Source organism: Dactylosporangium cerinum (assembly GCF_042653625.1).
Lineage (GTDB): Bacteria > Actinomycetota > Actinomycetes > Mycobacteriales > Micromonosporaceae > Dactylosporangium > Dactylosporangium cerinum.
This window is the reverse complement of the sequence record NZ_JBHSIU010000015.1, coordinates 61802-85384: the sequence shown is the minus strand read 5'-3', so window position 1 is coordinate 85384 and position 23583 is coordinate 61802. Positions and strand designations below refer to the sequence as shown.

The following is a 23583-nucleotide window of genomic DNA, read 5'->3' as shown; positions in this document are numbered from 1 at the left end:
GTCGTCAATCAAGGTCGCGGGCGCCTGACGGGCACCCGCGACCTTGCTGTATGCGCGACCTTGTTGTGTGAGGGGATCTCATGACGGACACCGCGCCCTGGCTGATCGTCGGGCTGGGCAACCCCGGCCCCGCGTACGCGCGTAACCGGCACAACGTCGGCTTCATGATCGCCGACCTGATCGCCCAGCGGGCCGGGCTGCGCTTCTCCAGGCACCGGCGGGTCGCCGCCGACGTGGCCGAGGGCCGGTTGCGCGTCGGCGGGCCGCGCATCGTCCTGGTCAAGCCGCTGACCTTCATGAACCTGTCCGGCGGCCCCGTCGCCGGGCTGGCCCAGTTCTACAAGGTGCCCCTCGCGCAGGTCATCGCCGTGCACGACGAACTGGACGTGCCCTACGAGCAGCTGCGGCTCAAGCAGGGCGGCGGCGAGGGCGGGCACAACGGGCTGCGGTCCATGTCGTCCTCGCTGGGTGGCAAGGACTACATCCGGGTCAGGTTCGGCATCGGCCGGCCACCCGGGCGGCAGGACCCGGCGGACTACGTGCTGGCCGACTTCTCCGCGGCGGAGCGCAAGGAGCTCGACTTCTTCGTGGACCGCGCCGCCGACGCCGTGGAGATGGTAATCGAGCGCGGACTCGAGCCGACGCAGAACCAGTATCACGCGTCGTAACGGCCCGGTTGTCCATCGTACGTCCGGTCCGAACCCTGCATGCCGGTCCGTGTGTCGCCGTGACGCATGTCCGAGTTGCACGTTGTACTCCAAGTCGCACCTTTTGCAAAGAAGGCGGACTTGAGGAGGCGTGCGTGGCGGTCGACAGCGGACGAACGCGGGACGGCTTCCACCGCCCGGCCCATCTCCGCCCCGAGGACCGCCCGGGCGGCCTGCGCCGCGACGAGCGCACCAGCGCCCCGCGCCGCGAGGAGCGCCCGGCCGGACCGCCCCACGGCGAGCGTGCCGACGGTTCCCGCCGGGTGGAGCGTCCCGACGGTTCCCGCAGGGTGGAGCGTCCCGCCGGCCAGCGGTGGGAGGAGCGCCCGGGTGGCCTGCGGTGGGAGGAGCGCCCGGGTGGCCCGCGCCGTGACGAGCGCTCCGGTGGCCTGCGCCGACCCGAGCGGCAGAGCAACGCCCTGCAGTCCGCCCGGCCCGCCGCGGACCAGACCAACGCGGTCACGGCCGACCCGGTCCAACTGGTGAAGAGGGCCGAACCGGCCCAACTGGCGAAGACGGCCGAGCCGGTTCAACTGGTGAAGACGGCCGACCCGGCCCAGCGCGTGAAGATCGCCGAGCCGGCCCAGCGCGTGAAGACGGCCGAGCCGGCCCAGCGGGTGGACATCGTCGAGCGGCAGGTCGTCCGGCGGCGGCCCAGTCCGATGGGCACCGCCGTGCGGCACCCCGAGCGGCTGCCCGCCGCGGCCGCGCGGACCGCCGCCCCCGTCTCGCCGGCGCCCGGGCCTCCCGTCCCGCCCGCACACGTGTCCGCCCAGCTCGCCGCCGAGGTGGAGGACGCGGTCGCGGGGGCGGCGACGTTCGTGCCGGCCGCGAAGCCCGCCGAACCGGCGACCGAACCCGGCGGTGAGGCCGGAAGGGCGCCCCGGCACCGGGCCCGCTGGGCGTGGGAGGGCCGCTACCTGCGGACCCTGCTGCTGATCGACACCGTGATCGGGGTCCTCGCCGGGCTGGTCGCGTTCGAGGTCCGGTTCGGCTCGGTCCTGACCAACTACAACAGCCGCTACGCGCTGCTGTCCGCGCTCCTGCCGGTCGCCTTCACCGCGACCCTCGCCGCGAACCGCGCCTACGAGAAGCGGTACCTGTTCGTCGGCACCGATGAGTATCAGCGGGTGCTGCGGGCCGGGCTGGCGCTGACCGCCGCGACCATCGTCGGGGCCTACGCCGCCGAGATCCAGATCGCCCGCGGCTGGTTCGTGGTGGCGTTGCCGCTGGTCACGTCCGGGTGCCTGGTCTCGCGGTTCGTGCTGCGGCAGCTGCTGCACCGGGCCCGCAAGGCGCGCGGCGCCTGCATGCGGCGGGTCGTGGTGGTGGGCCACGAGCTGGCGGTCGAGGCGATGACGAGCCAGCTGCGGCGGGAGCGGTACCACGGCCTGAAGGTCGTCGGCGCCTGCCTCGCCGCCGAGGGCAGCGTGCCGGACGTGCCGGTGCTGGGCACGTTCGACGAGATCGCCGGGGCGGTGCGCCGGGCGAGGGCCGACACGGTCCTGGTGCTGTCCTGCCCGGAGCTGGACGGGCACGCGCTGCGCCGCCTCGCGTGGCGGCTCGAACGCGACGACATCGACCTGATCGTGGCGAGCACCCTGATCGACGTGGCCGGCAGCCGGACCACGATCCGGCCCGTCGACGGCCTGCCGATGCTGCACGTCGAGCACCCCACGCTGACCGGCGCGAGGCGGGTGCTGAAGGCGGTCGTGGACCGGATCGGCGCGGTCCTGCTCCTGGTCGCGCTGAGCCCACTTCTGGCTGGTCTGGCGCTTGCGGTTCGCGCAGAGTCACGAGGGCCGGTACTGTTTCGTCAAGTACGGGTGGGCAAAGACGGTCGTGAGTTCGTGATCGTCAAGTTCCGCACGATGCACCTGGACGCCGAAGCCCGCCTCGCGGAGCTGCGGCACCTCAACGAAGTCGGCGGCGCGCTGTTCAAACTGCGCAACGACCCACGGGTCACCCGCGTCGGGCGGCTTCTGCGCAAGTTTTCGCTCGACGAGCTGCCCCAGTTGCTCAACGTGCTCGGGGGCAGCATGTCACTGGTCGGGCCGCGCCCGCCGCTGCCGGAGGAGGTCGCCGTGTATCCGGACGACGCCCGGCGCCGGCTGGCCGTGCGGCCCGGGATGACCGGCCTCTGGCAGGTGTCCGGCCGGTCGGACCTATCGTGGGACGAAGCGGTCCGCCTCGACCTGCAGTATGTGGAGAACTGGTCGCTGTCGCTCGACCTGGTGATCATGCTGCGGACGTTGAGCGCGGTGACCCGAGGGGCTGGAGCGTACTGATGACCGACCTACCACCCGCCACCGACGGCGGGTTTGCCCGCTGGCTGGCCCAGCGCGCGGGCGATCTGCTGTTGAAGCTGCGCGAGGAGACGGGCTACGGCGACCCGGCCGCCCTGCGCAAGGCCGGTGACCGGCTGTCACACGAGCTGCTGGTCGCCCAGCTGGAGCGCTGGCGCCCGGCCGACGCGGTCCTGTCCGAGGAGGGCGCCGACAGCGCCACCCGGCTGAGTGCCGACCGGGTCTGGATCGTCGACCCGCTCGACGGCACCCGTGAGTTCGGCGAGGAGGGCCGCGCCGACTGGGCGGTCCACGTCGCCCTGTGGGGGCGCACCTCCGCGCGGATCACCGAGTATGCCGGCGACGGCACCCCGCAGCCGGAGCGCGCCGTCGGCTGGGGCCGGCTCCTCGCCGGTGCGGTGGCACTGCCGGCGCAGCACTGCGTGCTCGGCACCGACGCGCCGCCGCCGTTCCCGCCGATGCCCGGCGTGCAGGGCGAGCCGATCCGCCTGGCGGCCAGCCGCACCCGCCCGCCGGCGCTGCTCAGCGCGCTCGCGGAGCGGCTGCCGATCGAGCTCGTCCCGATGGGCTCCGCCGGCGCCAAGATCGCGGCGGTGATCGACGGTGCCGTCGACGCCTACGTCCACGCCGGCGGGCAGTACGAGTGGGACTCCGCCGCACCGGTCGCTGTGGCGGTCGCCACGGGCCTGCATGCTTCCCGGATCGACGGGACTACGTTGGAATACAACCAGCCCGACCCACGGCTGCCTGACCTGGTGGTGTGTCGGAAGGCACTGGCGCCTCAGTTGCTGGCCGCGATCAGCGCGTCTGTCGCTCCCTAGGGAAAGGGTTCCGCCAACCATGAGTCGCGCGCCATACCGCGTCTCGCATCTGGACGCTCTCGAGGCCGAGAGCCTGTTCATCATGCGTGAGGTGGTCGCCGAGTTCGAACGACCCGTCCTGCTGTTCTCCGGTGGCAAGGACTCGATCGTCATGCTCCGCCTCGCGGAGAAGGCGTTCGCGCCCGGGCGGATCCCGTTCCCGGTCATGCACGTCGACACGGGGCACAACTTCCCGGAGGTCCTGGCGTACCGCGACCGCCGCGTGGGCGAGCTCAACGTGCAGCTCATCGTGGCCAGCGTCCAGGAGGCGATCGACAGCGGCCTGGTCCGCGAGTCCGGCGACGGCATGCGGAACCGGATCCAGACCCCGGTCCTGCTCGACGCGGTCGAGAAGTACCGCTTCGACGCGCTGTTCGGCGGCGCGCGCCGCGACGAGGAGAAGGCCCGCGCCAAGGAGCGCGTCTTCAGCTTCCGCGACGACTTCGGCCAGTGGGACCCGCGCAACCAGCGGCCCGAGCTGTGGGCGCTCTACAACGCCCGCATCGCGCCCGGTGAGTCGATCCGGGTGTTCCCGCTGTCCAACTGGACCGAGCTGGACGTCTGGCACTACATCGCGCGGGAGGGCATCGAGCTGCCCGACATCTACTACGCGCACGACCGCGAGGTCGTCGACCGCAACGGCATGCTCTACGCGATCAACGAGTTCCTGCCGCTGAAGTCCGGTGAGCAGCCGTTCGTGGAGCGGGTCCGCTACCGCACCGTCGGCGACGCGTCCTGCACCGCCGCGGTCCGCAGCGACGCGGACACGATCGACAAGGTCATCGACGAGGTCGCCGCGACCCGCATCACCGAGCGTGGCGCGACCCGCGGCGACGACAAGGTCAGCGAGGCGGCCATGGAAGACCGCAAGCGTGAGGGGTACTTCTAATGACCGCGGTTGTTGACACACCCGCCCAGCGGCAGATGGACCTGCTGCGGTTCGCGACCGCCGGGTCCGTCGACGACGGCAAGTCGACCCTGATCGGCCGGCTGCTGTATGACTCGAAGGCGATCTTCGAGGACCAGCTGGAGGCGGTCGAGGCCACCTCGCGCTCCCGCGGCGACGAGTACACCAACCTCGCGCTGCTCACCGACGGCCTGCGCGCCGAGCGCGAGCAGGGCATCACGATCGACGTGGCCTACCGCTACTTCGCCACCCCGCGGCGGAAGTTCATCATCGCCGACACGCCGGGGCACATCCAGTACACGCGCAACATGGTCACCGGGGCGTCCACCGCCGACCTGGCGCTGATCCTGGTCGACGCCCGCAAGGGCCTGGTGGAGCAGTCCCGGCGACACGCCTTCCTGTGCTCCCTGCTGCGCGTGCCGCACCTGGTGCTGTGCGTCAACAAGATGGACCTCGTCGACTACTCGCAGGAGGTGTTCGACCGCATCGCCGACGAGTTCACCTCGTTCGCGGCGAAGCTCGAGGCGCCCGACCTGACGGTCATCCCGATCTCGGCGCTGCACGGTGACAACCTGGTCACCCGGTCCGAGAACATGCCGTGGTACGAGGGACCGTCGCTGCTGCACCACCTGGAGCACGTGCACATCGCCTCCGACCGCAACCTGGTCGACGTGCGTTTCCCGGTGCAGTACGTGATCCGCCCGCAGTCCACCACGGTCGCCGACTACCGCGGCTACGCGGGCCAGGTCGCCTCCGGGATCATGAAGCCGGGCGACGAGGTCATGGTCCTGCCGTCGGGCTTCACCACGAAGATCACGAACATCGAGACCGCGGACGGGGAGCTGCAGGAGGCGTATCCGCCGATGTCGGTGACGATCCGGCTCGCCGACGAGATCGACATCGCCCGGGGTGACCTGATCTGCCGGCCGAACAACGCGCCGGCGGTCGCCCAGGACATCGAGGCGATGATCTGCTGGATGGACGAGACGCGCCCGCTGACCGTCGGCGCCAAGTACTCCATCAAGCACACGACCCGGTCGGCCCGCACCGTGATCCGTGGCCTGCAGTACCGGCTCGACGTCAACACGCTGCACCGCGACGAGTCGGCGACGTCCCTGGCGCTCAACGAGATCGGCCGGGTCAAGCTCCGCACCACGGTGCCGCTGCTCGCCGACGAGTATCGCCGCAACCGCACCACCGGCGGATTCATCATCATCGACGAGGCCAGCAACCGCACCGTCGGCGCCGGCATGATCATCGAGGCGGGCTGAAGATTTTTACTACGGCTGGCGCGGGCGGATCACTGAAACCCGCGCCACCCGGCGGCCTTCCACGGTGCTGACATGTAGGTGCCAGCCGTCGTGCCGCACTTCGTCGCCGGTACGGGGTAGCCGGCCCAAGCGGGCCATCACGAAGCCCGCCACCGTCTCGTACGGGCCGGTGGGCAGCGTCAGGCCGGTCCGCTCGGCGAGATCGGCGAGGTTGAGGCGGCCGTCCACCTCCGCGGTCTCCTCGGGTGAGGGTGGTGCGTCGTACTCGTCGTGGATCTCGCCGACGAGTTCCTCGATCAGGTCCTCCAGCGTCACGATCCCGGCGGTGCCGCCGTATTCGTCCATGACGACCGCGAGGTGGTGACCCTCCCGGCGCATCTCGGACAGTGCCGCCAGGACCCGCTTGCTCGCCGGCAGCCGTTTCACCTCGCGGGTCAGCTCCCGCAGGCGCAGGCACGGGTCGACCGCGGGCAGCAGCGTCAGGTCCCGCACGTGGACGAAGCCCAGCACGTCGTCCTGGTCGCCGTCGATCACCGGAAACCGGGAGTGGCGGGTGGTCCGCACCTGCGTCACCGCCTCCGCGACCGTCAGCCCCGCGTCCAGGAACAGCACCTCGGTGCGGGGGACCATCACCTCGCGGACGTGGCCGGTGCCGGTGTTGACCGCGATCAGGGTCCGCAGCTCGGCCTCGCTGACGTCGAGTGGCTCGTTGGTAGCGTGAAGACGGTGCGCCCAACGGCTCAGCACGCCCGCCACGGTCTGCCTGATGGTTCCGGGGCCAAGCTCCGGCATGCCCGAAATTGTAGGTGCCGGGCGCTCCATCAATCACCTCGGACGTGTAAATTTGTTGGTTCCTGATGACTTTTGGAGGAACGTCGTGAAACTGCTTGTCACCGGGGGCGCCGGCTACATCGGCAGCGTCGTCACCGCCCTGCTGCTCGACGCCGGTCACGACGTGACGGTCCTCGACGACCTCTCGACCGGCCACGAGTCGTCGGTGCCGCAGGGCGCCGTCTTCGTCCGCGGCCGGGTCCACGACGCGATCGGTGACGTGCTGACCCGCGACGCCGCGTTCGACGGCGTCCTGCACTTCGCCGCGTTCATCGCCGCCGGGGAGAGCGTGCAGAAGCCCGAGAAGTACTGGGAGAACAACACCGTCGGCACGCTGCTGCTGCTCGACGCGATGCGCGCGGCCGGCACCCGCCGGCTGGTCTTCTCCTCCACCGCCAACGTCTACGGCGACCCCGACGTCGTGCCGATCCCGGAGACCGCCGCGGTGCGGCCGCCGAACCCGTATGCGACCTCGAAGCTCGCCGCCGACCACGCCCTCACCGGCGAGGCCGTCGGGCACGGCATCTCCGCCGTCAGCCTGCGGTACTTCAACGTCGCCGGCGCGCTGCGCCGCCCCGACGGCTCGATGATCGGCGAGCGGCACGACCCGGAGAGCCACCTGATCCCGATCGCGCTGCAGGTCGCCCTCGGCCGCCGCGAGAAGCTCCAGCTCTTCGGCGACGACTACAACACTCCCGACGGCACCAACGTCCGCGACTACATCCACGTCGGCGACCTGGGCGCCGCCCACCTGCTGGCCCTGGCGACGATGGACGGCGCAGGTCACCGCGTGTACAACCTCGGCAACGGCACCGGCTTCTCCAACCGCCAGGTCGTCGAGGTCGTCCGCGAGGTGACTGGCCACCCGATCCCGGTGGAGATGGCGCCCCGCCGGCCCGGTGACCCCGAGCAGCTGGTCGCCGCGTCGGGCAAGGCGAAGCGTGAGCTGTCCTGGACCCCGCAGCACGCCGAGCTGGCCACGATGGTCCAGGACGCCTGGGACTTCATCCGCAGCTGAAGCAGCTGTAGCGGCTGGTTACTGGGCGTCGATCTTCTGCCAGGTGGTGCCGTCGACGGAGTACGCGGTGTAGATCGTGGACATGCCGTAGGCGACCCAGCCGGTCTGCGTCCGCGCCAGCCGGTCGGTCGCGTGCAGGCCCGTGATCCGCTGCCAGGTGCCGCCGCGGTCGGTGGAGGCGAGCCAGTGCCCGGCGCCGTCGACCAGCAGGAGCCGGCCGTCCAGCAGCGGCACCAGGTCGCCGCCGACGGTGGTGCCGGCCGGCGACCGCGGCTCGGCGAAGGTCGCGCCGCCGTCGGCGGAGGAGGCGACGCCCAGCAGCCCGGACGGCTTGACGGCGGGGTCGATCAGCGCGACGTAGACGTCCCGGCCGAGGAACGACACCCGGGCCGTGCCGCCGCCCGGGAAGGTCTTCGGCGTCCAGGACAGCCCACCGTCGCGGGAGACCGCCACCGCGGGGTGGCCGTCGATCGTGCCGGCGACCCACCAGGAGGCGTCGCCGGCCCGGACGGGTGACACCCACGACACCGTCAGCGGCGGCTGGACGGCCGGTGCGACGAGCGTCGTCCCGTCGTGCAGCAGCGCCGTGACCTGCGAGCCGAGCAGGACCAGCCGGGCGTCGCCGGGCAGGGCGGTGCCCGGCGTCGTGGCCGGGCCGGAGGCGGTGTCCCAGGAGACGCCGTCGGCGCTGCTCGACCGGGTGCCGTCCGGGCCGATCAGGGCGATCCGGGAGCCGGTGACGACCAGCGACGGCACGGCGTCCAGCGGCGGCGTGCCGAAGGCACCCGGGGCGCGAGCCGTGCTCCACGTCCGGCCGCCATCGGTGGTGGTGTTGACCCAGGCCGTGCAGGAAGCCGCGGCGCACGTGCGGGTCAGCAGGAAGCCCCGGTCGGCGTCGATGAACTCCGCGTCGTCGATCGTGCCGGGGAGGTCCCGTGGCAGGCTGGGCAGGCCGTTGATGGTGATCCCGCCGCCGGTGTAGACGCCGCCGGGCGGCGCCGGCGACGAGGCCGCCACCTGCGGGGGCGGGGTGTCGCCGGGGACCAGGAAGGGCACCGCGACCGCGGCCAGGGTCAGCGCGACCGCACCGGCCTGGACGGCGCGGCGCCGGCGGCGCAGGAGGCGGGCCCGGGCGGTGATCGCGGCCATCGGCGGCTGGGTGAAGTCGAGCCGCTGGGCGCGGAGCAGGGTCTCCAGCTCGTCAGGCATGACGCACCTCCTTCGCTGGTGCGGCGGTGGGGGTGCGGTAGCCGGGCAGTCGTTCGGCGAGGGCGGCGCGTCCCCGGGAGAGCCGCGACTTGACGGTGCCGCCGGGCACGCCGAGCGTGGCGGAGATCTCCTCGACGCTGAGGTCGGCGTAGTAGTGCAGCACGATGACCTCCCGGTACGTGCGGGGGATGGCGTCCAGCGCCTCGGTCAGGTCGGTGCGCTCCGGTGACGGGCCGGCGTCGACGTGCCGCTGGACGGCGCGTTCGCGCAGCATGATCAGGTCGAGCAGTTTCCGCCGGCGCCAGCGGCGGCGGACCACGTTGACCGCCACGGTGCGCAGCCACGCCTCGGGGTTGTCGATGCCGGTGAAGCCGCCGGGGCGGGCGGCGGCGCGGGCGAACGCCTCCTGGACCACGTCCTGCGCCTCACTGAGGTCGGTCGTGAACGCGTAGAGCTGTGTCACCAGCCTCCGGTAGCAGGCGTGGTAGACCCCCTCGAGCTCGCTCACACCGCTCACGATCCTCGACCGGCCACCGTGGTTCCAGGTTTTGCCGCAAAAGATCTGCAGACAGGAATTCAGTCGGGCAGGACGGTGGCGGAGAGGGTCGCGGACTGCCAGTTGCGGCCGTCGGTGGAGAGCCTGGGCGAGGCGCCGAGCGAGGCGTAACCGTTGTCGACCGGGTCGATGCCCCCGCCGGGACCGGCGACGATACCGAAGTGCTCGCCGTCGAGGCTTTCCAGGTAGACGGTCTCCGAGTCGCCCGCCACCCACAGCAGCACGGACCGGTCGGGGCGCACCAGCGCGCCGAAGGCACGGCCGTTGAGGGCGCCGTCGTTGTTCAGCGGCGCCGGCAGCTCGATCTTCGTGGTCACCTCCTGCCAGCTCTCGCCGCCGTCGCGGGTGCGGAAGTGCCGGATGCCCTTGCCGTAGCGGATGAAGGCGTGCGCGGTGGTGCCGTCCAGCGTGACGACGGTGGGCGCGTCGATGCCCGGCGGGGCGTTGAACGCGCGGGCCAGCCAGTGCCGGCCCTGGTCCTTGCTCACCGCGACGGCGGGCGCGCCGGTGCGCAGGTCGGCGCCGGTGGTCCACCAGCCGGCCTGGGCCGGCAGGTCGCCGACGACGGTCCGCCGCGCCATCGGCGGCTGGTCGACGAGCAGGCTGAGCATGCCGTCGCTCTGCCGGACGCCGAAGAGGTCGCCGTACTGCACGAGCTGCAGCGCCCGGTCCTCGGCGTCGAGCGTCTCGCGGGTCTCCGGGCCGATGACCGGGACGCCGCCCGGGTTGGCCGAGGTGTCGTCGAGGCGGAACTTCACGCTGGTGCGGGAGCCGCCGCTGACCTCGCCGCTGAGCATGAACGTCGCCGGTGAGATCCGGGTCAGCTGCACCTGGTCGAGCTTGTCGAGCGGGCTCTGCCGCAACGCGTCGAGCAGGAACGGGACGCGCCGCTGCGGGGACTCAGCCCGCAGCACGACGACCTGGAGGTTGCACCGGCGGGCCTGCGGCACCTCGACGCAGACGTCGACCGCGACGACCACCCCGTCAGGTAGGTCACCGGCGGCGGCCCGGATCGACCGGGTCGACTCGAAGCTGCCGCTGGGCGGCGCCGACGGCAGCGCGCTCCACGGCTCGCCGAGGTCGGGGTTGGGCCCGAGCGCGGCGGGGGACGGCCGGCCGAACACGCCAGCGAGCGCGACGGGCGCGAACACGGCGAGCGTGCCGACGAGGGCACCGACGACGGCCATCCGGTCGCGCAGGCGCACCCGGCCGGCCCGGCGGTACAGCAGGCTGAAGTCCGGCATCCAGGTGGCCGACTCGACCTGCGCCCGGAGCGTGCGGAAGTCCAGGTCAGGGCGCATCTCGCACCTCCTGGGCGGCGCGTTGTGGTTGCGGCAGGCCCGGCGGCCGGCGGCGCGGGGCGCCGGGCTCGGCCCGGTAATCGGCGTCGGTGTCACTGAGCAGCGCGGCGAGCATGGCGCGGCCCCGGGACAGGCGCGCCTTCACCGTGCCGACGGGCACGCCGAGGGCGTCGGCGACCTCGTGCACCGACATGTCGGCTAAATGGTGCAGCACGATCGTCTCCCGCGTGGCCTGCGACAGCTGCTGCAGGGCGGCGACGAGCGCGACCCGGTTGGGGTCGACACCCGGGACGCTTTCCACCGGACGGGCGACCCGCCCGCTGCGGACCAGGGTGTCGAACAGCCTGCGGCGGCGCCAGCGGGTCCGGGCGAGATTCATCGCCACGGTGCGCAGCCACGCCTCCGGGTCGGCGACGTCGAGGAACTGCCGGGGCCGGGCCAGGGCCCGCGCGTAGGCCTCCTGGACCAGGTCCTGGGCCTCGGCGTGGTCGCCGGTGAGCGCGTAGAGCGCGGCGACGAGTCGCCGGTAGTGCGCCTCATACGCGTCACGGACGGCTTCGCGTGCCTCGAGCTCTTCACCCACCCCGTCACCCCCTCTCCGTTGAAGACCACTGTGCCGCGCTCCCGGTTGCGCCACCGCTGTGGTGGTGCTGACAGAATGGCGCGCATGTCGCCGTCCGTCAGCACCGCCCGGCCTCGGGTGCTCTCCGGGATCCAGCCCACCGCCGACTCGTTCCACCTGGGTAACTATCTCGGAGCGCTGCGTAACTGGGTGGCGATGCAGGACACCCACGACACGTTCTACTGCGTGGTCGACCTGCACGCGATCACCGCCGGCCACGACCCGGCGCTGCTGCGCAAGCGCACCCGGGTGAGCGCGGCGCAGCTCCTCGCCGTCGGGCTCGACCCGGAGCGGTGCACGCTGTTCGTGCAGAGCCAGGTGGCGGAGCACGCGCAGCTCGGCTGGGTGATGGGCTGCATCACCGGGTTCGGCGAGGCCAGCCGGATGACGCAGTTCAAGGACAAGTCGCAGAAGCAGGGCGCGGACCGCTCCAGCGTCGGGCTGTTCACCTACCCGATCCTGCAGGCTGCCGACATCCTGCTGTACCAGGCCGACGCCGTGCCGGTCGGTGAGGACCAGCGCCAGCACCTGGAGCTGACCCGCGATCTCGCCCAGCGGTTCAACACGACGTTCGGCGCGACGTTCACCGTGCCGGCGCCGTACATCATCAAGGACACGGCGAAGATCACCGACCTGCAGGAGCCGACCGCGAAGATGTCGAAGTCGGCGTCGACCGCGGCCGGGCTGGTCGAGCTGCTCGAGGACCCGGCGAAGGCGGCCAAGAAGATCAAGTCGGCGGTCACCGACACCGGGCGCGAGATCATCTTCGATCAGGCCGCGAAACCGGGCATCTCGAACCTGCTCACGATCTACTCGGCGCTGACCGGGCGGAGCATCGACGACCTCGTCGCGGCGTACGACGGCAAGGGCTACGGCGACCTCAAGAAGGACCTCGCCGAGGTCGTGGTGGAGTTCCTGCGCCCGATCCAGCAGCGCACCAACGCCTACCTGGAGGACCCGGCGCAGCTGGACAAGCTGCTCGCGATCGGTGCCGAGAAGGCCCGCACGGTCGCCGGTGCCACCCTGAGGACGGTCTACGACCGGATCGGGTTCCTCGCTCCGGGTGCCACGCACTGACGTGGCGCAGGTGCGGACCACCATCGGCGTCGCGATCGACCTCCCCGACCCGTGGGGCAGCGAGCTGACCGCCGCCCGCCTCGCCGCGGGCGACCCGGCTGCGGCGCACGTGCCGGCGCACGTGACCCTGCTCGGCCCGACCGAGGTCGACGCGGCCGACCTGCCGGCGATCGACCGGCACCTCGCCGAGGTGGCCGCGCGGCACGCCCCGTTCACGGTGCGGCTGCGCGGGACCGGCACGTTCCGGCCGCTGACCCAGGTCGTCTTCGTGGCGGTCGCGGCCGGCATCAGCGAGTGCGAGCAGCTCCATCAGGCCGTCCTCACCGCGGCCGCGATCCAGGCGGCGGTGCCGTTCCCGTATCACCCGCACGTGACGGTCGCGCACAACGTGGCGCCGGAGCGGCTCGACGCCGCGTTCGCCGATCTGGCCGGATACGAGGCCGAGTTCCCCGTCGACGGGTTCGCGCTCTTCGAGCACGACGCGAGCGGGCGGTGGCAGCCGCACGCGCAGTACCGGCTCTCACCGCGCCGGTCCGTCGCCGATCAGCGACGATAAGAAGGTGGGCCTGTTTGACCGGCTCGAAGCCGGCTTCGATCGGGTGGTGGCCGCCGGCCGCCGGCGCTCCCGTGTGTTCGACCACGTGTGGCGGGCGCAGGAGCGCTACTTCGACGTCGACGCGGCCCGCCTCGCCGCCGCCACCGCCTACTACGGCTTCTTCGCCGTCTTCGCGATGGTGGTCGTGGCGTTCTTCATCCTCGGCCGGGTGCTGCGCGGCAGCGAGGCCGTCGTCGAGCGGGTCCAGAGCTACCTGGCGGTCAACCTGCCGCAGCTGCACTCCGACCAGATCTTCGCCGGCAGCCAGCAGATCGGGCTGATCGCCCTGCTCGGCCTGATCATCGCCGGGGTCGGCTGGGTGGAGAACCTGCGCTCGTCCCAGCGCGCGCTGTGGCACCTGCAGGAGCACCCCGGCAACTACTTCGTGCGCTGGCTGGTCGACCTGGGCGTCCTGGTGGCCCTGGGCATCCTGCTGATCGTGTCGATCGGCATCTTCGCCGGTGTCCAGGAACTGCTGTACTGGCTGGCCGGCGACCTCGAGCAGGACCCGGTGCGGGTGGCGCTGCGGGGCACGTCGACGCTGCTGTCCGGCATCGTGGACCTGGTCCTGGGCATGGCGCTGCTGGCCGGCGTGCCGCGGTTGCGGATGTCGCTGCGGCGGCTGCTGCCCTCCGCGCTGCTCTTCGCGGTCGGGCTCGGCGTGCTCAAGACGCTCGGGAAGCTCTACATCACCCGGACCGAGGACAACCCCGCCTACCAGCTGGTCGCCGGCACCATCGGGTTGCTGCTCTACATGTACCTGCTGCACCAGCTGCTGCTCTTCGCCGCCGCGCTCGCGGCCACCGACACGCACGGCCGGGCCAAGGACCTCGCCGGCGGCGAACCGCGCAGCGACGTGCAGGCGGCGGTCCGCGCCGCCCAGCTGGTCGAGGAGGCCGCGGAATCCACCGAGCGGGCCGCGGCAGCGGTGCGGGAGGACCAGCCCTCGCCATCGGCGGACCAGCCTGAGGCGCCGGCGGACCAGCCTGAGGCGCCGGCGGACCATCCTGAGGCGCCGGCGGAACAGCCTGAGGCGCCGCCGGCGGACCCGGATGCCGTGGCGGTCGCCGCCGACATGGCCCGTCGGATCGCTCCGTCCGGCGGTTCGGCGGCACCGGAGCCGCGCGACCCGTCATGATGGGCGCCGTGGGTGCACTAGTGACTTTGGACCTGCCGGCCGACGCGCCGGCGCTGACCCTGCCGTGGATCATCACCTTCGGCCCGTTGAACGAGGACGAGGAGTGGGAGCCCGTTGTGTGCGGGCCCTACGAGCGGGCGCACGCGCTCGCCCTCGCCGAGGCCGTGGTGGCCGACGACGACCTGATGGCGGTGGTCGAGCCGCTCCAGCCGCACGTCACCGCCGAGCAGATCCTCGGTGACATCGCCGCCTCCCGCCTGGCGGCCGAGAACGAGGACCTGGAGACGGCGGCCCTCGACGAGGAGCTCGCCGGCTACGACGACCACGATCACGGCCATCACCACGACCACGACCACGACGACCCGGACCACACGCACGAGGCGCCGTCGGTCGATGAGATCCGTGCCGGTTTCGCCCGGATCGCGGCCAAGCTGACTGCCTAGTCCGGCTGGATCCTCCACCAGGCGGTCGTGTCCGGTGGCAGCTCGCCGGCCATCCCACCGCTGCTCAGCAGTGGGGTGGCCGGCCCCTCGACCGGAACCGGCGCGGCGGTGAGGTTCGCCGCGACCCGCGTCGTCTCCGTCTCGAACAGCAGCACCCCGTCGGGTGCGTCCAGCCAGCGCAGCGTCGTGGCCGGGCGGCGCAGCCGCAGCGCCTCCCGGTAGAGGTGCAGCGTGGAGCCCGGGTCGTCGCGCTGCGCGGCCACGGTCAGGCCGGCCCAGTCCGCCGGCTGCGGCAGCCAGGAGCCACCCGGCCCGAAGCCGAACGGCGGCGCGTCGCCGGACCAGGGCAGCGGCACCCGGCAACCGTCCCGGCCGAGCTCGGTGCCGCCGGAGCGGATCCACTGCGGGTCGGCCCGCACCTCGTCCGGCAGATCCAGGACCTCCGGCAGGCCGAGCTCCTCGCCCTGGTACAGGTAGGCGCTGCCGGGCAGGCCGAGCATCAGCAGGACCGCGGCCCGGGCCCGCCGGACGCTGCCGAAGCGGGTCACGTGGCGGCGCCGGTCGTGGTTGGACAGGACCCAGGTCGGTGGCGCGCCGACCGCCGCCGCAGCGGCCAGGGACGCGTCGATGATCCGGCGCAGGACCGCCGGGTCCCAGGGCGCCTCCAGGAAGTCGAAGTTGAACGCCTGGTGCAGCTCGCCCACGGACACGTAGCGGGCCACCCGGTCCGGTGCGGTGTCGAACACCTCGGCGACGGCCATCCGCTCGCCCGGGTAGGAATCGAGGATCTTGCGCCAGTCGCGGTGGATCTCGTGGACGTCCTCGTGGTCGAAGAACGTCACCCCGGCCAGGTCCTTGATCATGCCGTGGGCGACGTCGACCCGGAAGCCGTCGACGCCCCGGTCCAGCCAGAAGCGCAGGATGTCGTCGAACTCCGCCCGCACGTCCGGGTTGTGCCAGTTCAGGTCGGGTTGTTCGGGGGCGAACAGGTGCAGGTACCACTGCCCGTCGGCGACCTGCGTCCAGGCGGGGCCGCCGAAGAGCGACCGCCACCCGTTCGGCTCGTCGCGGAAGATGTACCGGTCGCGCCGGCCCTCCACGAACCACGGGTGCCGTGAGGATGTGTGGTTGGGCACGATGTCGACGATCACCCGCAGCCCGAGCCGGTGCGCCTCGGCCAGCAGGTCGTCGAAGTCGGCGAGAGTGCCGAAGACGGGGTCGACGTCGCGGTAGTCGCTGACGTCGTAGCCGCCGTCGATCATGGGGGACCGGTAGAACGGCGAGAGCCACAGCGCGTCGACCCCGAGGTCGGCGAGGTGGCCGAGCCGGGCGGTGATGCCGGGCAGGTCGCCGACACCGTCACCGTCGGCGTCGGCGAAGCTTCGCGGGTAGACCTGATAGATGACCGCGTGCCGCCACCACTCCACCAGGTCACGCTAACGGGCGGCGACCCGCTCGGAGGGCGTTCAGGAACCACTCCCAGCGGTGCATCGTCGTCGGCACCGGCGGCCACCCGTTGATCACCGCCATGAGCTGCCAGTAGCGCTCGGCGCGCGGGTCGACGGCGAGGGTGAGCTGGTCGATGAGCAGGTCGCGGTCGGCCTCGGCGACGCCCCACCGGTCCAGGACGGCGGCGACCACCGGCACCGCCCGTGGGCTGTCGGGCGGCACGCCGTCGTCCATGTGCGCGGCGATGTGACCGGTGAACCACGATATTTCCGGCATGTCGGTCGGGACCAGGCGGCGCTCCCCGGTGGCGAAACTGCGCTTGCCCATGGCCCGCAGCCGCGCCCGGAAGTCCTGCTCGCGGAGCATCTCGGCGAGCTCGATCCACGCGTCGATCTGCGCGTCCGTGGGATCGTCGGGCAGGTCCGGGGACACGCTGCGCATCCCCGCGGTGAACCGCGCGGCCTCCGGCGAGTCGGTGATCTCGGTGAAGATGCTGTCGAAGAACTCGTCCACGATCCGCCGGCGCTCGTCGGTGCTGGCCTGCGCGATCCGGGTCATCCGATCCAGGGTCTCGGGAGTGGGGCCTTCCCCAGTCGGGCGTTGGGACACCGCCCGCAGCGCGGCCCGGCGCAGCCGCAACACCCGGATCTGCACCCCGATCGCCTCGGCGTGCGCGGCGGCCACGGCGCCGAGGTCCTCGCCGCGGTCCAGGACCCGTTTGATGGTGGCGATGTCCAGGCCGAGCTCCCGCAGCGTGCGCACGAACTCCAGCCGGACCAGCGAGTCGTGGTCGTAGCGGCGGTAGTTGGCGTGGGAGCGCTCGGCCTCCGGGACCAGTCCGACGTCGGAGTAGTACCGGATGGTCTTGACCGGCAGGCCGGACAGCCGGGACAGCTCGCCGATGTTCATGCCGCAATCGTGGACCCTCCAGCAAGGGGAGAGTCAACGAACCGCTACCTTGCGCGAGTGGAACCTTTGCGGCTCATCCTCCTCTATGTGCACCTCATCGGGTTCGCGCTGCTGCTCGGCGGTTCGATCACCCAGTACCTCACCGGCACGCTGCGCATCAACAGCGCGATGCTGTGGGGTGCGATCGTCCAGGTGGTGACCGGCATCGCGCTGTCGGCGCCGTTGCGCGACGGCGACGAGCCCCCGTCCGCCAAGCTCGCCGTCAAGGCGATCATCGGGCTGGCGATCTTCGCCATGGCGTTCTTCTCGCGCAAGCGCGAGCAGGTCAACCGTGGGCATTTCCTGGCTTTGGTGGGGCTAACGCTCGTTAACGCCGCCGTTGCCGTCTTTTGGAAGTAAAGCGGACGTTACAAGATCGATCTCAGTAGGCTGGAGGAACCGCTCGCACGTCACGGCCCTATAACGCACTCCTCCCAACCCGGCAGCAAACAGCGGAACTGTCGGTCGGAGGGCGTACGCTCCCGCCGTTGGGATTCACCGCGTTGGGGCGGTGCTTTGGTGAAGGGAGACCGTCTTGCGCCGAGTGCGTGGGATGAAGGTTCTCGCGGCCGCCGCGGTGGCGATTGTCGCGTTGGGCAGCATGGCCGCTTGCGGCGATGACAAGGGCGACGAGCCGGGGACCGCGACCAGCGGGACCACGAAGAAGAGCGTCAAGGTCGGCCTCGCGTTCGACATCGGCGGCCGGGGCGACAAGTCGTTCAACGACTCCGCCGCCGCAGGTCTGGACCGGGTCAAGTCCGAGCTGAACCTTGAGGTCAAGGACCTGGCCGCCGTTGCCGGCGAGAGCGAGAACGACAAGTACGCGCGACTGAAGCTGCTCTGCACGACGGGTTACAACCCGGTCATCGCGGTCGGCTTCGTCTACGACGGTGCGGACGCCAAGAACGGCCCGCTCGCCCGCGCCGCGAAGGACTGCCCGAACACCAAGTTCGCCATCGTCGACGGCGGCACCACCGCTGACAACGTGGCCGACCTCGTCTTCGCCGAGGAGCAGGGGTCCTTCCTGGTCGGTGCGGCCGCGGCGCTGAAGACGAAGACCGGCACGGTCGGCTTCATCGGCGGCTGCCAGGTCGACCTGATCAAGAAGTTCGAGGCGGGCTTCACCGCCGGCGCCAAGGCCGCCAAGGCCGACGTCAAGGTGCTGACCAACTACCTGTCGACCCCCGCCGAGGCCTGCAAGGGCTTCAACGACCCCGCGGGCGGTAAGACGGCGGCCACCGGTATGTACGACCAGAAGGCCGACATCATCTACGCGGCCGCCGGCGGCTCCGGCACCGGTGTCTTCGAGGCCGCCAAGGCCAAGAACGCGCTGGCCATCGGCGTCGACTCGGACCAGTACAACACCGTGACCGACGCCTCGCTGAAGACGGTCATCATGACGTCGATGCTCAAGCGGGTCGACAACGCGGTGTTCAACTTCGTCAAGGACTTCGGCGAGGACAAGTTCAAGGCGGGTCCGACCGTCTTCGACCTCAAGTCCGACGGCGTGGGCTACGCCACCTCCGGTGGCCAGGTCGACGACATCAAGGACAAGCTCGACAAGTTCAAGGCGGACATCGTCGCCGGCACGATCACGGTGCCGACCAAGTAATCGGAAGCTGGGCGTGAGGCGGGGGACTGTGATCCGGTCCCCCGCCATCACTTGTTGAAGGAGCCTCTCGTGACCGCGGACCCACCCGCCGTCGAGCTGAAGGGGATCACCAAGCGGTTCCCCGGCGTCGTGGCGAACTCCGACGTCAACCTCACCGTCCGCAAGGGCACGATCCACGCGATCGTCGGTGAGAACGGTGCCGGCAAGTCGACCCTCATGAAGATCCTCTACGGCATGCAGCCGCCGGACGAGGGCGAGATCCTCATCGAGGGCAACCCGGTGAAGTTCTCCTCGCCGCAGGGGGCGATCGAGGTCGGCATCGGCATGGTGCACCAGCACTTCATGCTCGCCGACAACTTCACGGTCACGGAGAACGTGGTCCTCGGCGCCGAGAAGCTGCACGGCATCGGCACCCAGGCCAAGAGCAAGATCACCGAAATCTCGCAGCGCTACGGGCTGGGCGTCGAGCCCGACGCGCTGGTCGAGGACCTCGGCGTCGGCGACCGCCAGCGGGTCGAGATCCTCAAGGTCCTCTACCGCGGCGCCCGCATCCTCATCCTCGACGAGCCGACCGCGGTGCTGGTCCCGCAGGAGGTCGACGAGCTCTTCGGCAACCTGCGCGAGCTCATCCGCGAGGGCCTGACCGTGCTGTTCATCTCGCACAAGCTCGACGAGGTCCGCGGCGTCGCCGACGACATCACCGTCATCCGGCGCGGCACCACGGTCGCGTCCGTCAAGCCCGACCAGGTCACCGCCCGCCAGCTGGCGACCCTCATGGTCGGCAGCGAGCTGCCCAGCCCCGAGGCCCGCGAGTCCACCGTCACCGACGTGCCGGTCCTGGTCGTGCGGGGGCTCACGGTCCGCGGCCCCGACGGCCGGCCGATCGTGGACGACGCCACCTTCACGATCCACCAGGGCGAGGTCGTCGGCATCGCCGGCGTCGAGGGCAACGGCCAGGCCGAGCTCGCCGAGGCGATCATCGGCATGCGCGCCTCCTCCGGCACCGTCGAGCTCGACGGTGTCGCGATCGCCGGGTGGGACACCCGCCGGCGCCGCGAGGCCGGCCTCGGCTACATCCCGGAGGACCGGCACCGCCAGGGCCTGCTGCTCGACGCGCCGCTCTGGGAGAACCGCATCCTGGGCCACCAGACCGAGCCGCCCAACGCCAAGGGCTTCCTGATCAACGTCGGCGGCGCCCGCCGCGACACCACCCGGATCGTCGCCGAATACGACGTGCGCACGCCGAGCATCGACGTCGCCGCGGTCGCGCTGTCCGGCGGCAACCAGCAGAAACTCATCGTCGGCCGGGAGATGAGCCACCAGCCCAAGGTCCTCATCGCCGCTCATCCGACCCGCGGGGTGGACGTCGGCGCCCAGGCCGCCATCTGGGACCACATCCGCAACGCCCGGATCGCCGGCATGGGCGTGCTGCTCATCTCGGCCGATCTGGACGAGCTGATCGGCCTGTCCGACGCGCTGAAGGTGATCTACGGTGGGCGGCTGGTGGCCGACGCCGACCCGTCGACCGTCACCCCCGAGCAGCTCGGCGTCGCCATGACCGGCGCAACTGGTGAGGAGACCCCTTCATGACCACGGCCGCCGTCGGCGCCCGGCGCATCGATGTCGGGAAGCTGCTGCCGCAGCTGATCGCGCCGGTCGCCGCGCTCGTCATCGCCGCCGCGATCTCCTCGATCGCCCTGCTGATCAGCGACAAGGACCCCCTGACCGCGTTCCAGCACATGTACGAGTTCGGCACGCAGCCCGACCAGAAGGTCGAGATCCTCAACAAGGCCAGCGAGCTCTACATCGCCGCCGTCGCGGTGGCGTTCGGCTTCAAGATGGGCCTGTTCAACATCGGCGTCGAGGGGCAGTCCAAGGTCGCCGCGTTCTTCGCCGGCGCCCTGGCCAGCGCGTCGTTCATGGACTGGATGCCCGGTGGCCTGCGCATCGTGCTCATCGTCGTGGTCGCGATGATCGTCGGCGCGGCGTGGGCGTCGATCGCCGCGCTGCTCAAGACCCAGCGCGGGGTCAGCGAGGTCATCTCCACGCTGATGCTCAACGCGATCGGCGGCCTGGTCGTCACCTGGCTGCTCAACGACCACTGGGGCGTCACCGAGCCCGGCGCGCAGATCAAGACCACCGGCATCCTGCCGGAGAACTCCTGGATGCCGGGCCTGCCGATCATCTCCGGCACCGACCAGAAGGTGCTCGGCTTCTTCGCCGTCGCGGTGTTCCTCGGCGCCGCGTACTGGTTCGTGATCAACCGGACCCGCTTCGGCTTCGACCTGCGGGCCACCGGCTACAACCCCTTCGCGGCGGTCGCCAGCGGCGTCAACGCCAAGCGCATGGTGATCACCGCGATGCTGATCTCCGGCGCCGTCGCCGGGCTGGTCAACCTCCCCCGGATGCTCGGGGAGAGCCACACCTACACGGAGGGCTTCGGCGGCATCGGGTTCACCGGCATCGCCGTGGCCCTGCTCGGCCGCAACCACCCGATCGGCATGGCCCTCGGCGCGATCCTGTGGGGCTTCCTGGCGAGCTCGCAGATCATCCTCGACCTCGACGGGATCCCCAAGGAGATCATCCTGATCATGCAGGGCGTCACCGTCCTGTCGGTCGTCATCGCCTACGAGCTCGCGGCCCGCATCGGCCGGCGGGCGCAGCAACGGCGGGTCGGCGTGGCCACCGCCGCGGCCGCCCCGGCAGTAGCCGAGGTAGTGGAGGAGTCGAAGTGAGCACCGACACGACGCTCTCGGCGGCGGCGGCGCAGCCCGCGGCGAAACCCCGAAGCCGGCGCATGTCCACCAGCACGATCCTGCTCATCGTCGCCGGTGCGCTGGTCGGGCTGTCCCTGGTCCACCAGCTCGCCAACGCCCCCGACGTCACGTCGTCCGGCGCCATCCAGGCCGCGCTCCAGGCGGCGGTCCCCCTCGGGCTCGCCGGTCTCGGCGGCCTCTGGGCGGAGCGCGCCGGCGTGGTCAACATCGGCCTCGAGGGCCAGATGATCCTCGGCACCTGGTTCGGCGCGTGGGGCAGCCTGGAGTTCGGGCCGTGGATCGGTCTGCTCATCGGCATCCTCGGCGGCGCCGTCGGCGGCCTCGTCCACGCGGTCGCCACGGTCACGTTCGGCGTCGACCACATCATCTCCGGCGTCGCGATGACGATCCTGGCGCCCGGCGTCGTGCGGTACCTCTCCTACATCACCTGGGGCAGCGCCGGCGCGACCCAGTCCCCGCAGGTCGTGGACCAGGTGCCGCGCCTGTCGGTGCCCGGCATCAACAGCCTCAAGGGCCTCGAGGAACACCAGTGGTTCCTGGTCAGCGACATCGCCGGGGTGCTGCGCGGCCTGCTGCACGAGGTGTCGCTGGTGACGATCCTCGCCGTGCTGCTCATCCCGCTCACCGCGTGGATCCTGTGGAAGACCGCGTTCGGCCTGCGGGTCCGGTCGGTCGGCGAGGACCCCCAGGCGGCGGAGAGCCTCGGTCTCAACGTCTACCGCTACAAGTACTACGGCGTGGTGATCTCCGGCGCGATGGCCGGGCTCGGCGGCGTGTACCTGTCCACGGTCACGTCCGCGATCTACCGCGAGGGGCAGACCGGCGGCCGCGGGTACATCGGCCTCGCCGCGATGATCTTCGGCAACTGGCGGCCGGGCGGCCTCGCGGTCGGCGCCTCGCTGTTCGGCTACACCGACGCGCTGCAGCTGCGGCGCGGCAGCGAGTCCGTGCACGCCCTGCTGATCCTGGTCGGTGCGCTGCTGCTGGCCCTCGCGGTGTGGGAGTTCATCCGGCGCAACCGGGTCGTGGCGATCTCTTCCGCCGTCCTCGGCGTGCTCTCCTACGTATTGTTCTTCTCTGTGGACAAGATCCCGACGGCGCTGGTGCAGGCCGCGCCCTACATCACGGTGCTGGTGGTGCTGGCGCTCGCGGCCCAGCGCCTGCGACCACCCGCTGCGGACGGCAAGCCGTACCGGCGTGGAGGCTGAGCGTGACGGACGTTGACTGGGTGGCGCTGCGCCGGGCGGCTGTCACCGTGATGGCGCGCGCCTACGCGCCGTATTCCAAGTTTCCGGTCGGCGCGGCCGCGCTGGTCGACGACGGCAGGGTCGTCGTCGGCTGCAACGTCGAGAACGCCTCCTACGGCCTCGGCCTGTGCGCCGAGTGCGGCCTGGTCTCCAACCTCCAGGTCACCGGCGGCGGGCGGCTGGTCGCCCTCGCGTGCGTCGACGGCGACGGGCGGCCGCTCATGCCGTGCGGCCGGTGCCGGCAGCTGCTGTGGGAGCACGGCGGCCCGGACTGCCTCATCGACCACGCCGACGGCCCGCTGCCGATGTCGGCGCTGCTGCCGCACGCGTTCGACGACACCGATCTGGGCCGGATCGCGGCACCGGGTCCCTCGGTCCCGGCCGCGCTGGCTTTGACGATCGGCACGGGCACGGTGTTCGTACACCCCGACGTGGCCGACGGACGGCAGGTCTGGACCGGCTACTGGGAGCGCTCGTCCGGTGCCGCCGAGGACGAGCCCGCGGGCATCCTGGAGGAGGGGCCGACCTGGGCCACCGCCGACGAGGGGGTCGCCTGGGGCCGGATCCGGACGCCGCGGGTGATCGTGGTGGACGCGCAGGGCATTCCCAGGTGGGCCGGGGACACCCCCCGACCGGCCGGCATCGAGCAGGACTGGAGTACGGCATGAGCGGGCCGGAGCGCAGCGGAGGAGCCGCGAATCATGGGCAC

Annotated in this window: 23 protein-coding genes; 16 read left to right on the top strand and 7 right to left on the bottom strand. The window is 71.5% G+C overall.

Annotated elements, in window-relative coordinates:
- Positions 1-80: 80 nt before the first annotated feature.
- The 5 genes from pth (at position 81) to cysN (ending at position 6051) form a co-directional block, all read left to right on the top strand.
- The gene (gene pth / locus ACFPIJ_RS15280) at positions 81-668 is read left to right on the top strand and encodes an aminoacyl-tRNA hydrolase (RefSeq protein ID WP_380115555.1); all 588 of its coding nucleotides are present in this window, start codon (positions 81-83) and stop codon (positions 666-668) included.
- 134 nt (positions 669-802) lie between these two features.
- Positions 803-2995 carry a sugar transferase gene (locus tag ACFPIJ_RS15275; RefSeq protein WP_380115554.1) on the top strand — a complete coding sequence of 731 codons (2193 nt, stop codon included), beginning with the start codon at positions 803-805 and terminating at the stop codon, positions 2993-2995.
- Positions 2995-3834: a 3'(2'),5'-bisphosphate nucleotidase CysQ gene (locus tag ACFPIJ_RS15270; protein ID WP_203848138.1), complete on the top strand. Its 840-nt coding sequence runs from the start codon at positions 2995-2997 to the stop codon at positions 3832-3834. Before ACFPIJ_RS15275 ends, ACFPIJ_RS15270 begins: the two co-directional genes overlap by 1 nt.
- Positions 3835-3853: 19 nt before the next feature.
- A complete protein-coding gene (gene cysD / locus ACFPIJ_RS15265; RefSeq protein WP_380115552.1) occupies positions 3854-4762 on the top strand; it encodes a sulfate adenylyltransferase subunit CysD in 909 nt (302 codons plus the stop codon).
- On the top strand, positions 4762-6051 hold the full coding sequence (gene cysN / locus ACFPIJ_RS15260; RefSeq protein ID WP_380115550.1) for a sulfate adenylyltransferase subunit CysN: 1290 nt from the start codon (positions 4762-4764) through the stop codon (positions 6049-6051). The genes cysD and cysN overlap by 1 nt, the downstream gene beginning before the upstream one ends.
- A gap of 9 nt (positions 6052-6060) precedes the next feature.
- Here cysN and ACFPIJ_RS15255 read toward each other — a convergent pair whose 3' ends face one another.
- Positions 6061-6843 (bottom strand): hemolysin family protein, encoded by a 783-nt coding sequence (locus ACFPIJ_RS15255; protein ID WP_380115548.1) that lies wholly within the window; start codon positions 6841-6843, stop codon positions 6061-6063.
- Between the two features lie 85 nt (positions 6844-6928).
- On the opposite strand from ACFPIJ_RS15255, the gene galE reads away from it, so the two are divergent.
- A complete protein-coding gene (gene galE / locus ACFPIJ_RS15250; RefSeq protein ID WP_380115547.1) occupies positions 6929-7900 on the top strand; it encodes a UDP-glucose 4-epimerase GalE in 972 nt (323 codons plus the stop codon).
- Between the two features lie 18 nt (positions 7901-7918).
- Here the strand turns inward: galE and ACFPIJ_RS15245 are convergent, their stop codons facing one another.
- The 4 genes from ACFPIJ_RS15245 to ACFPIJ_RS15230 all read right to left on the bottom strand — a co-directional run bounded on the left by ACFPIJ_RS15245 (position 7919) and on the right by ACFPIJ_RS15230 (position 11549).
- On the bottom strand, positions 7919-9109 hold the full coding sequence (locus tag ACFPIJ_RS15245) for a hypothetical protein (protein WP_380115545.1): 1191 nt from the start codon (positions 9107-9109) through the stop codon (positions 7919-7921).
- Positions 9102-9617 carry an RNA polymerase sigma factor gene (locus ACFPIJ_RS15240; RefSeq protein WP_380115544.1) on the bottom strand — a complete coding sequence of 172 codons (516 nt, stop codon included), beginning with the start codon at positions 9615-9617 and terminating at the stop codon, positions 9102-9104. Before ACFPIJ_RS15240 ends, ACFPIJ_RS15245 begins: the two co-directional genes overlap by 8 nt.
- A gap of 68 nt (positions 9618-9685) precedes the next feature.
- Positions 9686-10966, bottom strand: a complete 1281-nt coding sequence (locus ACFPIJ_RS15235) for a sialidase family protein (RefSeq protein ID WP_380115543.1) — start codon at positions 10964-10966, stop codon at positions 9686-9688.
- Positions 10956-11549, bottom strand: coding sequence for an RNA polymerase sigma factor (locus tag ACFPIJ_RS15230; protein ID WP_380115542.1), 594 nt, complete (start codon positions 11547-11549; stop codon positions 10956-10958). Before ACFPIJ_RS15230 ends, ACFPIJ_RS15235 begins: the two co-directional genes overlap by 11 nt.
- Positions 11550-11624: 75 nt before the next feature.
- Between ACFPIJ_RS15230 and trpS the strand changes: the two genes are divergently transcribed.
- Genes trpS through ACFPIJ_RS15210 form a run of 4 tightly spaced genes read left to right on the top strand, consistent with a single transcriptional unit; the run spans position 11625 to position 14841 of the window.
- Positions 11625-12665, top strand: coding sequence for a tryptophan--tRNA ligase (gene trpS, locus ACFPIJ_RS15225; protein WP_380115541.1), 1041 nt, complete (start codon positions 11625-11627; stop codon positions 12663-12665).
- A 1-nt stretch (position 12666) separates the two neighbouring features.
- Positions 12667-13221: a 2'-5' RNA ligase family protein gene (locus tag ACFPIJ_RS15220; protein ID WP_380115604.1), complete on the top strand. Its 555-nt coding sequence runs from the start codon at positions 12667-12669 to the stop codon at positions 13219-13221.
- A 4-nt stretch (positions 13222-13225) separates the two neighbouring features.
- Complete coding sequence (locus ACFPIJ_RS15215; RefSeq protein WP_380115540.1) at positions 13226-14398, top strand: YihY/virulence factor BrkB family protein; 1173 nt, start codon at positions 13226-13228, stop codon at positions 14396-14398.
- An 8-nt stretch (positions 14399-14406) separates the two neighbouring features.
- The gene (locus tag ACFPIJ_RS15210; RefSeq protein WP_380115539.1) at positions 14407-14841 is read left to right on the top strand and encodes a hypothetical protein; all 435 of its coding nucleotides are present in this window, start codon (positions 14407-14409) and stop codon (positions 14839-14841) included.
- On the opposite strand, the gene ACFPIJ_RS15205 is transcribed toward ACFPIJ_RS15210, so the two are convergent.
- Positions 14838-16271: a glycoside hydrolase family 13 protein gene (locus tag ACFPIJ_RS15205; RefSeq protein WP_380115603.1), complete on the bottom strand. Its 1434-nt coding sequence runs from the start codon at positions 16269-16271 to the stop codon at positions 14838-14840. The two genes, ACFPIJ_RS15210 and ACFPIJ_RS15205, sit on opposite strands and share 4 nt — an antisense overlap.
- A 1-nt stretch (position 16272) precedes the next feature.
- On the bottom strand, positions 16273-17199 hold the full coding sequence (locus ACFPIJ_RS15200) for a MerR family transcriptional regulator (RefSeq protein WP_380115537.1): 927 nt from the start codon (positions 17197-17199) through the stop codon (positions 16273-16275).
- Between the two features lie 57 nt (positions 17200-17256).
- Between ACFPIJ_RS15200 and ACFPIJ_RS15195 the strand changes: the two genes are divergently transcribed.
- The 6 genes from ACFPIJ_RS15195 (at position 17257) to ACFPIJ_RS15170 (ending at position 23542) form a co-directional block, all read left to right on the top strand.
- The gene (locus ACFPIJ_RS15195; RefSeq protein WP_380115536.1) at positions 17257-17598 is read left to right on the top strand and encodes a hypothetical protein; all 342 of its coding nucleotides are present in this window, start codon (positions 17257-17259) and stop codon (positions 17596-17598) included.
- Between the two features lie 193 nt (positions 17599-17791).
- Positions 17792-18850 carry a BMP family lipoprotein gene (locus ACFPIJ_RS15190; RefSeq protein WP_380115535.1) on the top strand — a complete coding sequence of 353 codons (1059 nt, stop codon included), beginning with the start codon at positions 17792-17794 and terminating at the stop codon, positions 18848-18850.
- Positions 18851-18919: 69 nt separating this feature from the next.
- Positions 18920-20440 (top strand): ABC transporter ATP-binding protein, encoded by a 1521-nt coding sequence (locus tag ACFPIJ_RS15185; protein WP_380115534.1) that lies wholly within the window; start codon positions 18920-18922, stop codon positions 20438-20440.
- On the top strand, positions 20437-21585 hold the full coding sequence (locus ACFPIJ_RS15180; protein WP_380115532.1) for an ABC transporter permease: 1149 nt from the start codon (positions 20437-20439) through the stop codon (positions 21583-21585). Before ACFPIJ_RS15185 ends, ACFPIJ_RS15180 begins: the two co-directional genes overlap by 4 nt.
- The gene (locus ACFPIJ_RS15175; protein ID WP_380115531.1) at positions 21582-22835 is read left to right on the top strand and encodes an ABC transporter permease; all 1254 of its coding nucleotides are present in this window, start codon (positions 21582-21584) and stop codon (positions 22833-22835) included. The genes ACFPIJ_RS15180 and ACFPIJ_RS15175 overlap by 4 nt, the downstream gene beginning before the upstream one ends.
- 2 nt (positions 22836-22837) lie before the next feature.
- Positions 22838-23542 carry a cytidine deaminase gene (locus ACFPIJ_RS15170; RefSeq protein ID WP_380115530.1) on the top strand — a complete coding sequence of 235 codons (705 nt, stop codon included), beginning with the start codon at positions 22838-22840 and terminating at the stop codon, positions 23540-23542.
- Positions 23543-23583: the final 41 nt, after the last annotated feature.

Excerpts from the sequence above, each read along its gene's own strand:
- pth (WP_380115555.1), top strand. The coding sequence starts at position 81 with ATGACGGACACCGCGCCCTGGCTGATCGTCGGGCTGGGCAACCCCGGC.
- ACFPIJ_RS15270 (WP_203848138.1), top strand. The coding sequence starts at position 2,995 with ATGACCGACCTACCACCCGCCACCGACGGCGGGTTTGCCCGCTGGCTG.
- cysD (WP_380115552.1), top strand. The coding sequence starts at position 3,854 with ATGAGTCGCGCGCCATACCGCGTCTCGCATCTGGACGCTCTCGAGGCC.
- cysN (WP_380115550.1), top strand. The coding sequence starts at position 4,762 with ATGACCGCGGTTGTTGACACACCCGCCCAGCGGCAGATGGACCTGCTG.
- ACFPIJ_RS15255 (WP_380115548.1), bottom strand. The coding sequence starts at position 6,843 with ATGCCGGAGCTTGGCCCCGGAACCATCAGGCAGACCGTGGCGGGCGTG.
- ACFPIJ_RS15245 (WP_380115545.1), bottom strand. The coding sequence starts at position 9,109 with ATGCCTGACGAGCTGGAGACCCTGCTCCGCGCCCAGCGGCTCGACTTC.
- ACFPIJ_RS15235 (WP_380115543.1), bottom strand. The coding sequence starts at position 10,966 with ATGCGCCCTGACCTGGACTTCCGCACGCTCCGGGCGCAGGTCGAGTCG.
- trpS (WP_380115541.1), top strand. The coding sequence starts at position 11,625 with ATGGCGCGCATGTCGCCGTCCGTCAGCACCGCCCGGCCTCGGGTGCTC.
- ACFPIJ_RS15200 (WP_380115537.1), bottom strand. The coding sequence starts at position 17,199 with ATGAACATCGGCGAGCTGTCCCGGCTGTCCGGCCTGCCGGTCAAGACC.
- ACFPIJ_RS15190 (WP_380115535.1), top strand. The coding sequence starts at position 17,792 with ATGAAGGTTCTCGCGGCCGCCGCGGTGGCGATTGTCGCGTTGGGCAGC.
- ACFPIJ_RS15180 (WP_380115532.1), top strand. The coding sequence starts at position 20,437 with ATGACCACGGCCGCCGTCGGCGCCCGGCGCATCGATGTCGGGAAGCTG.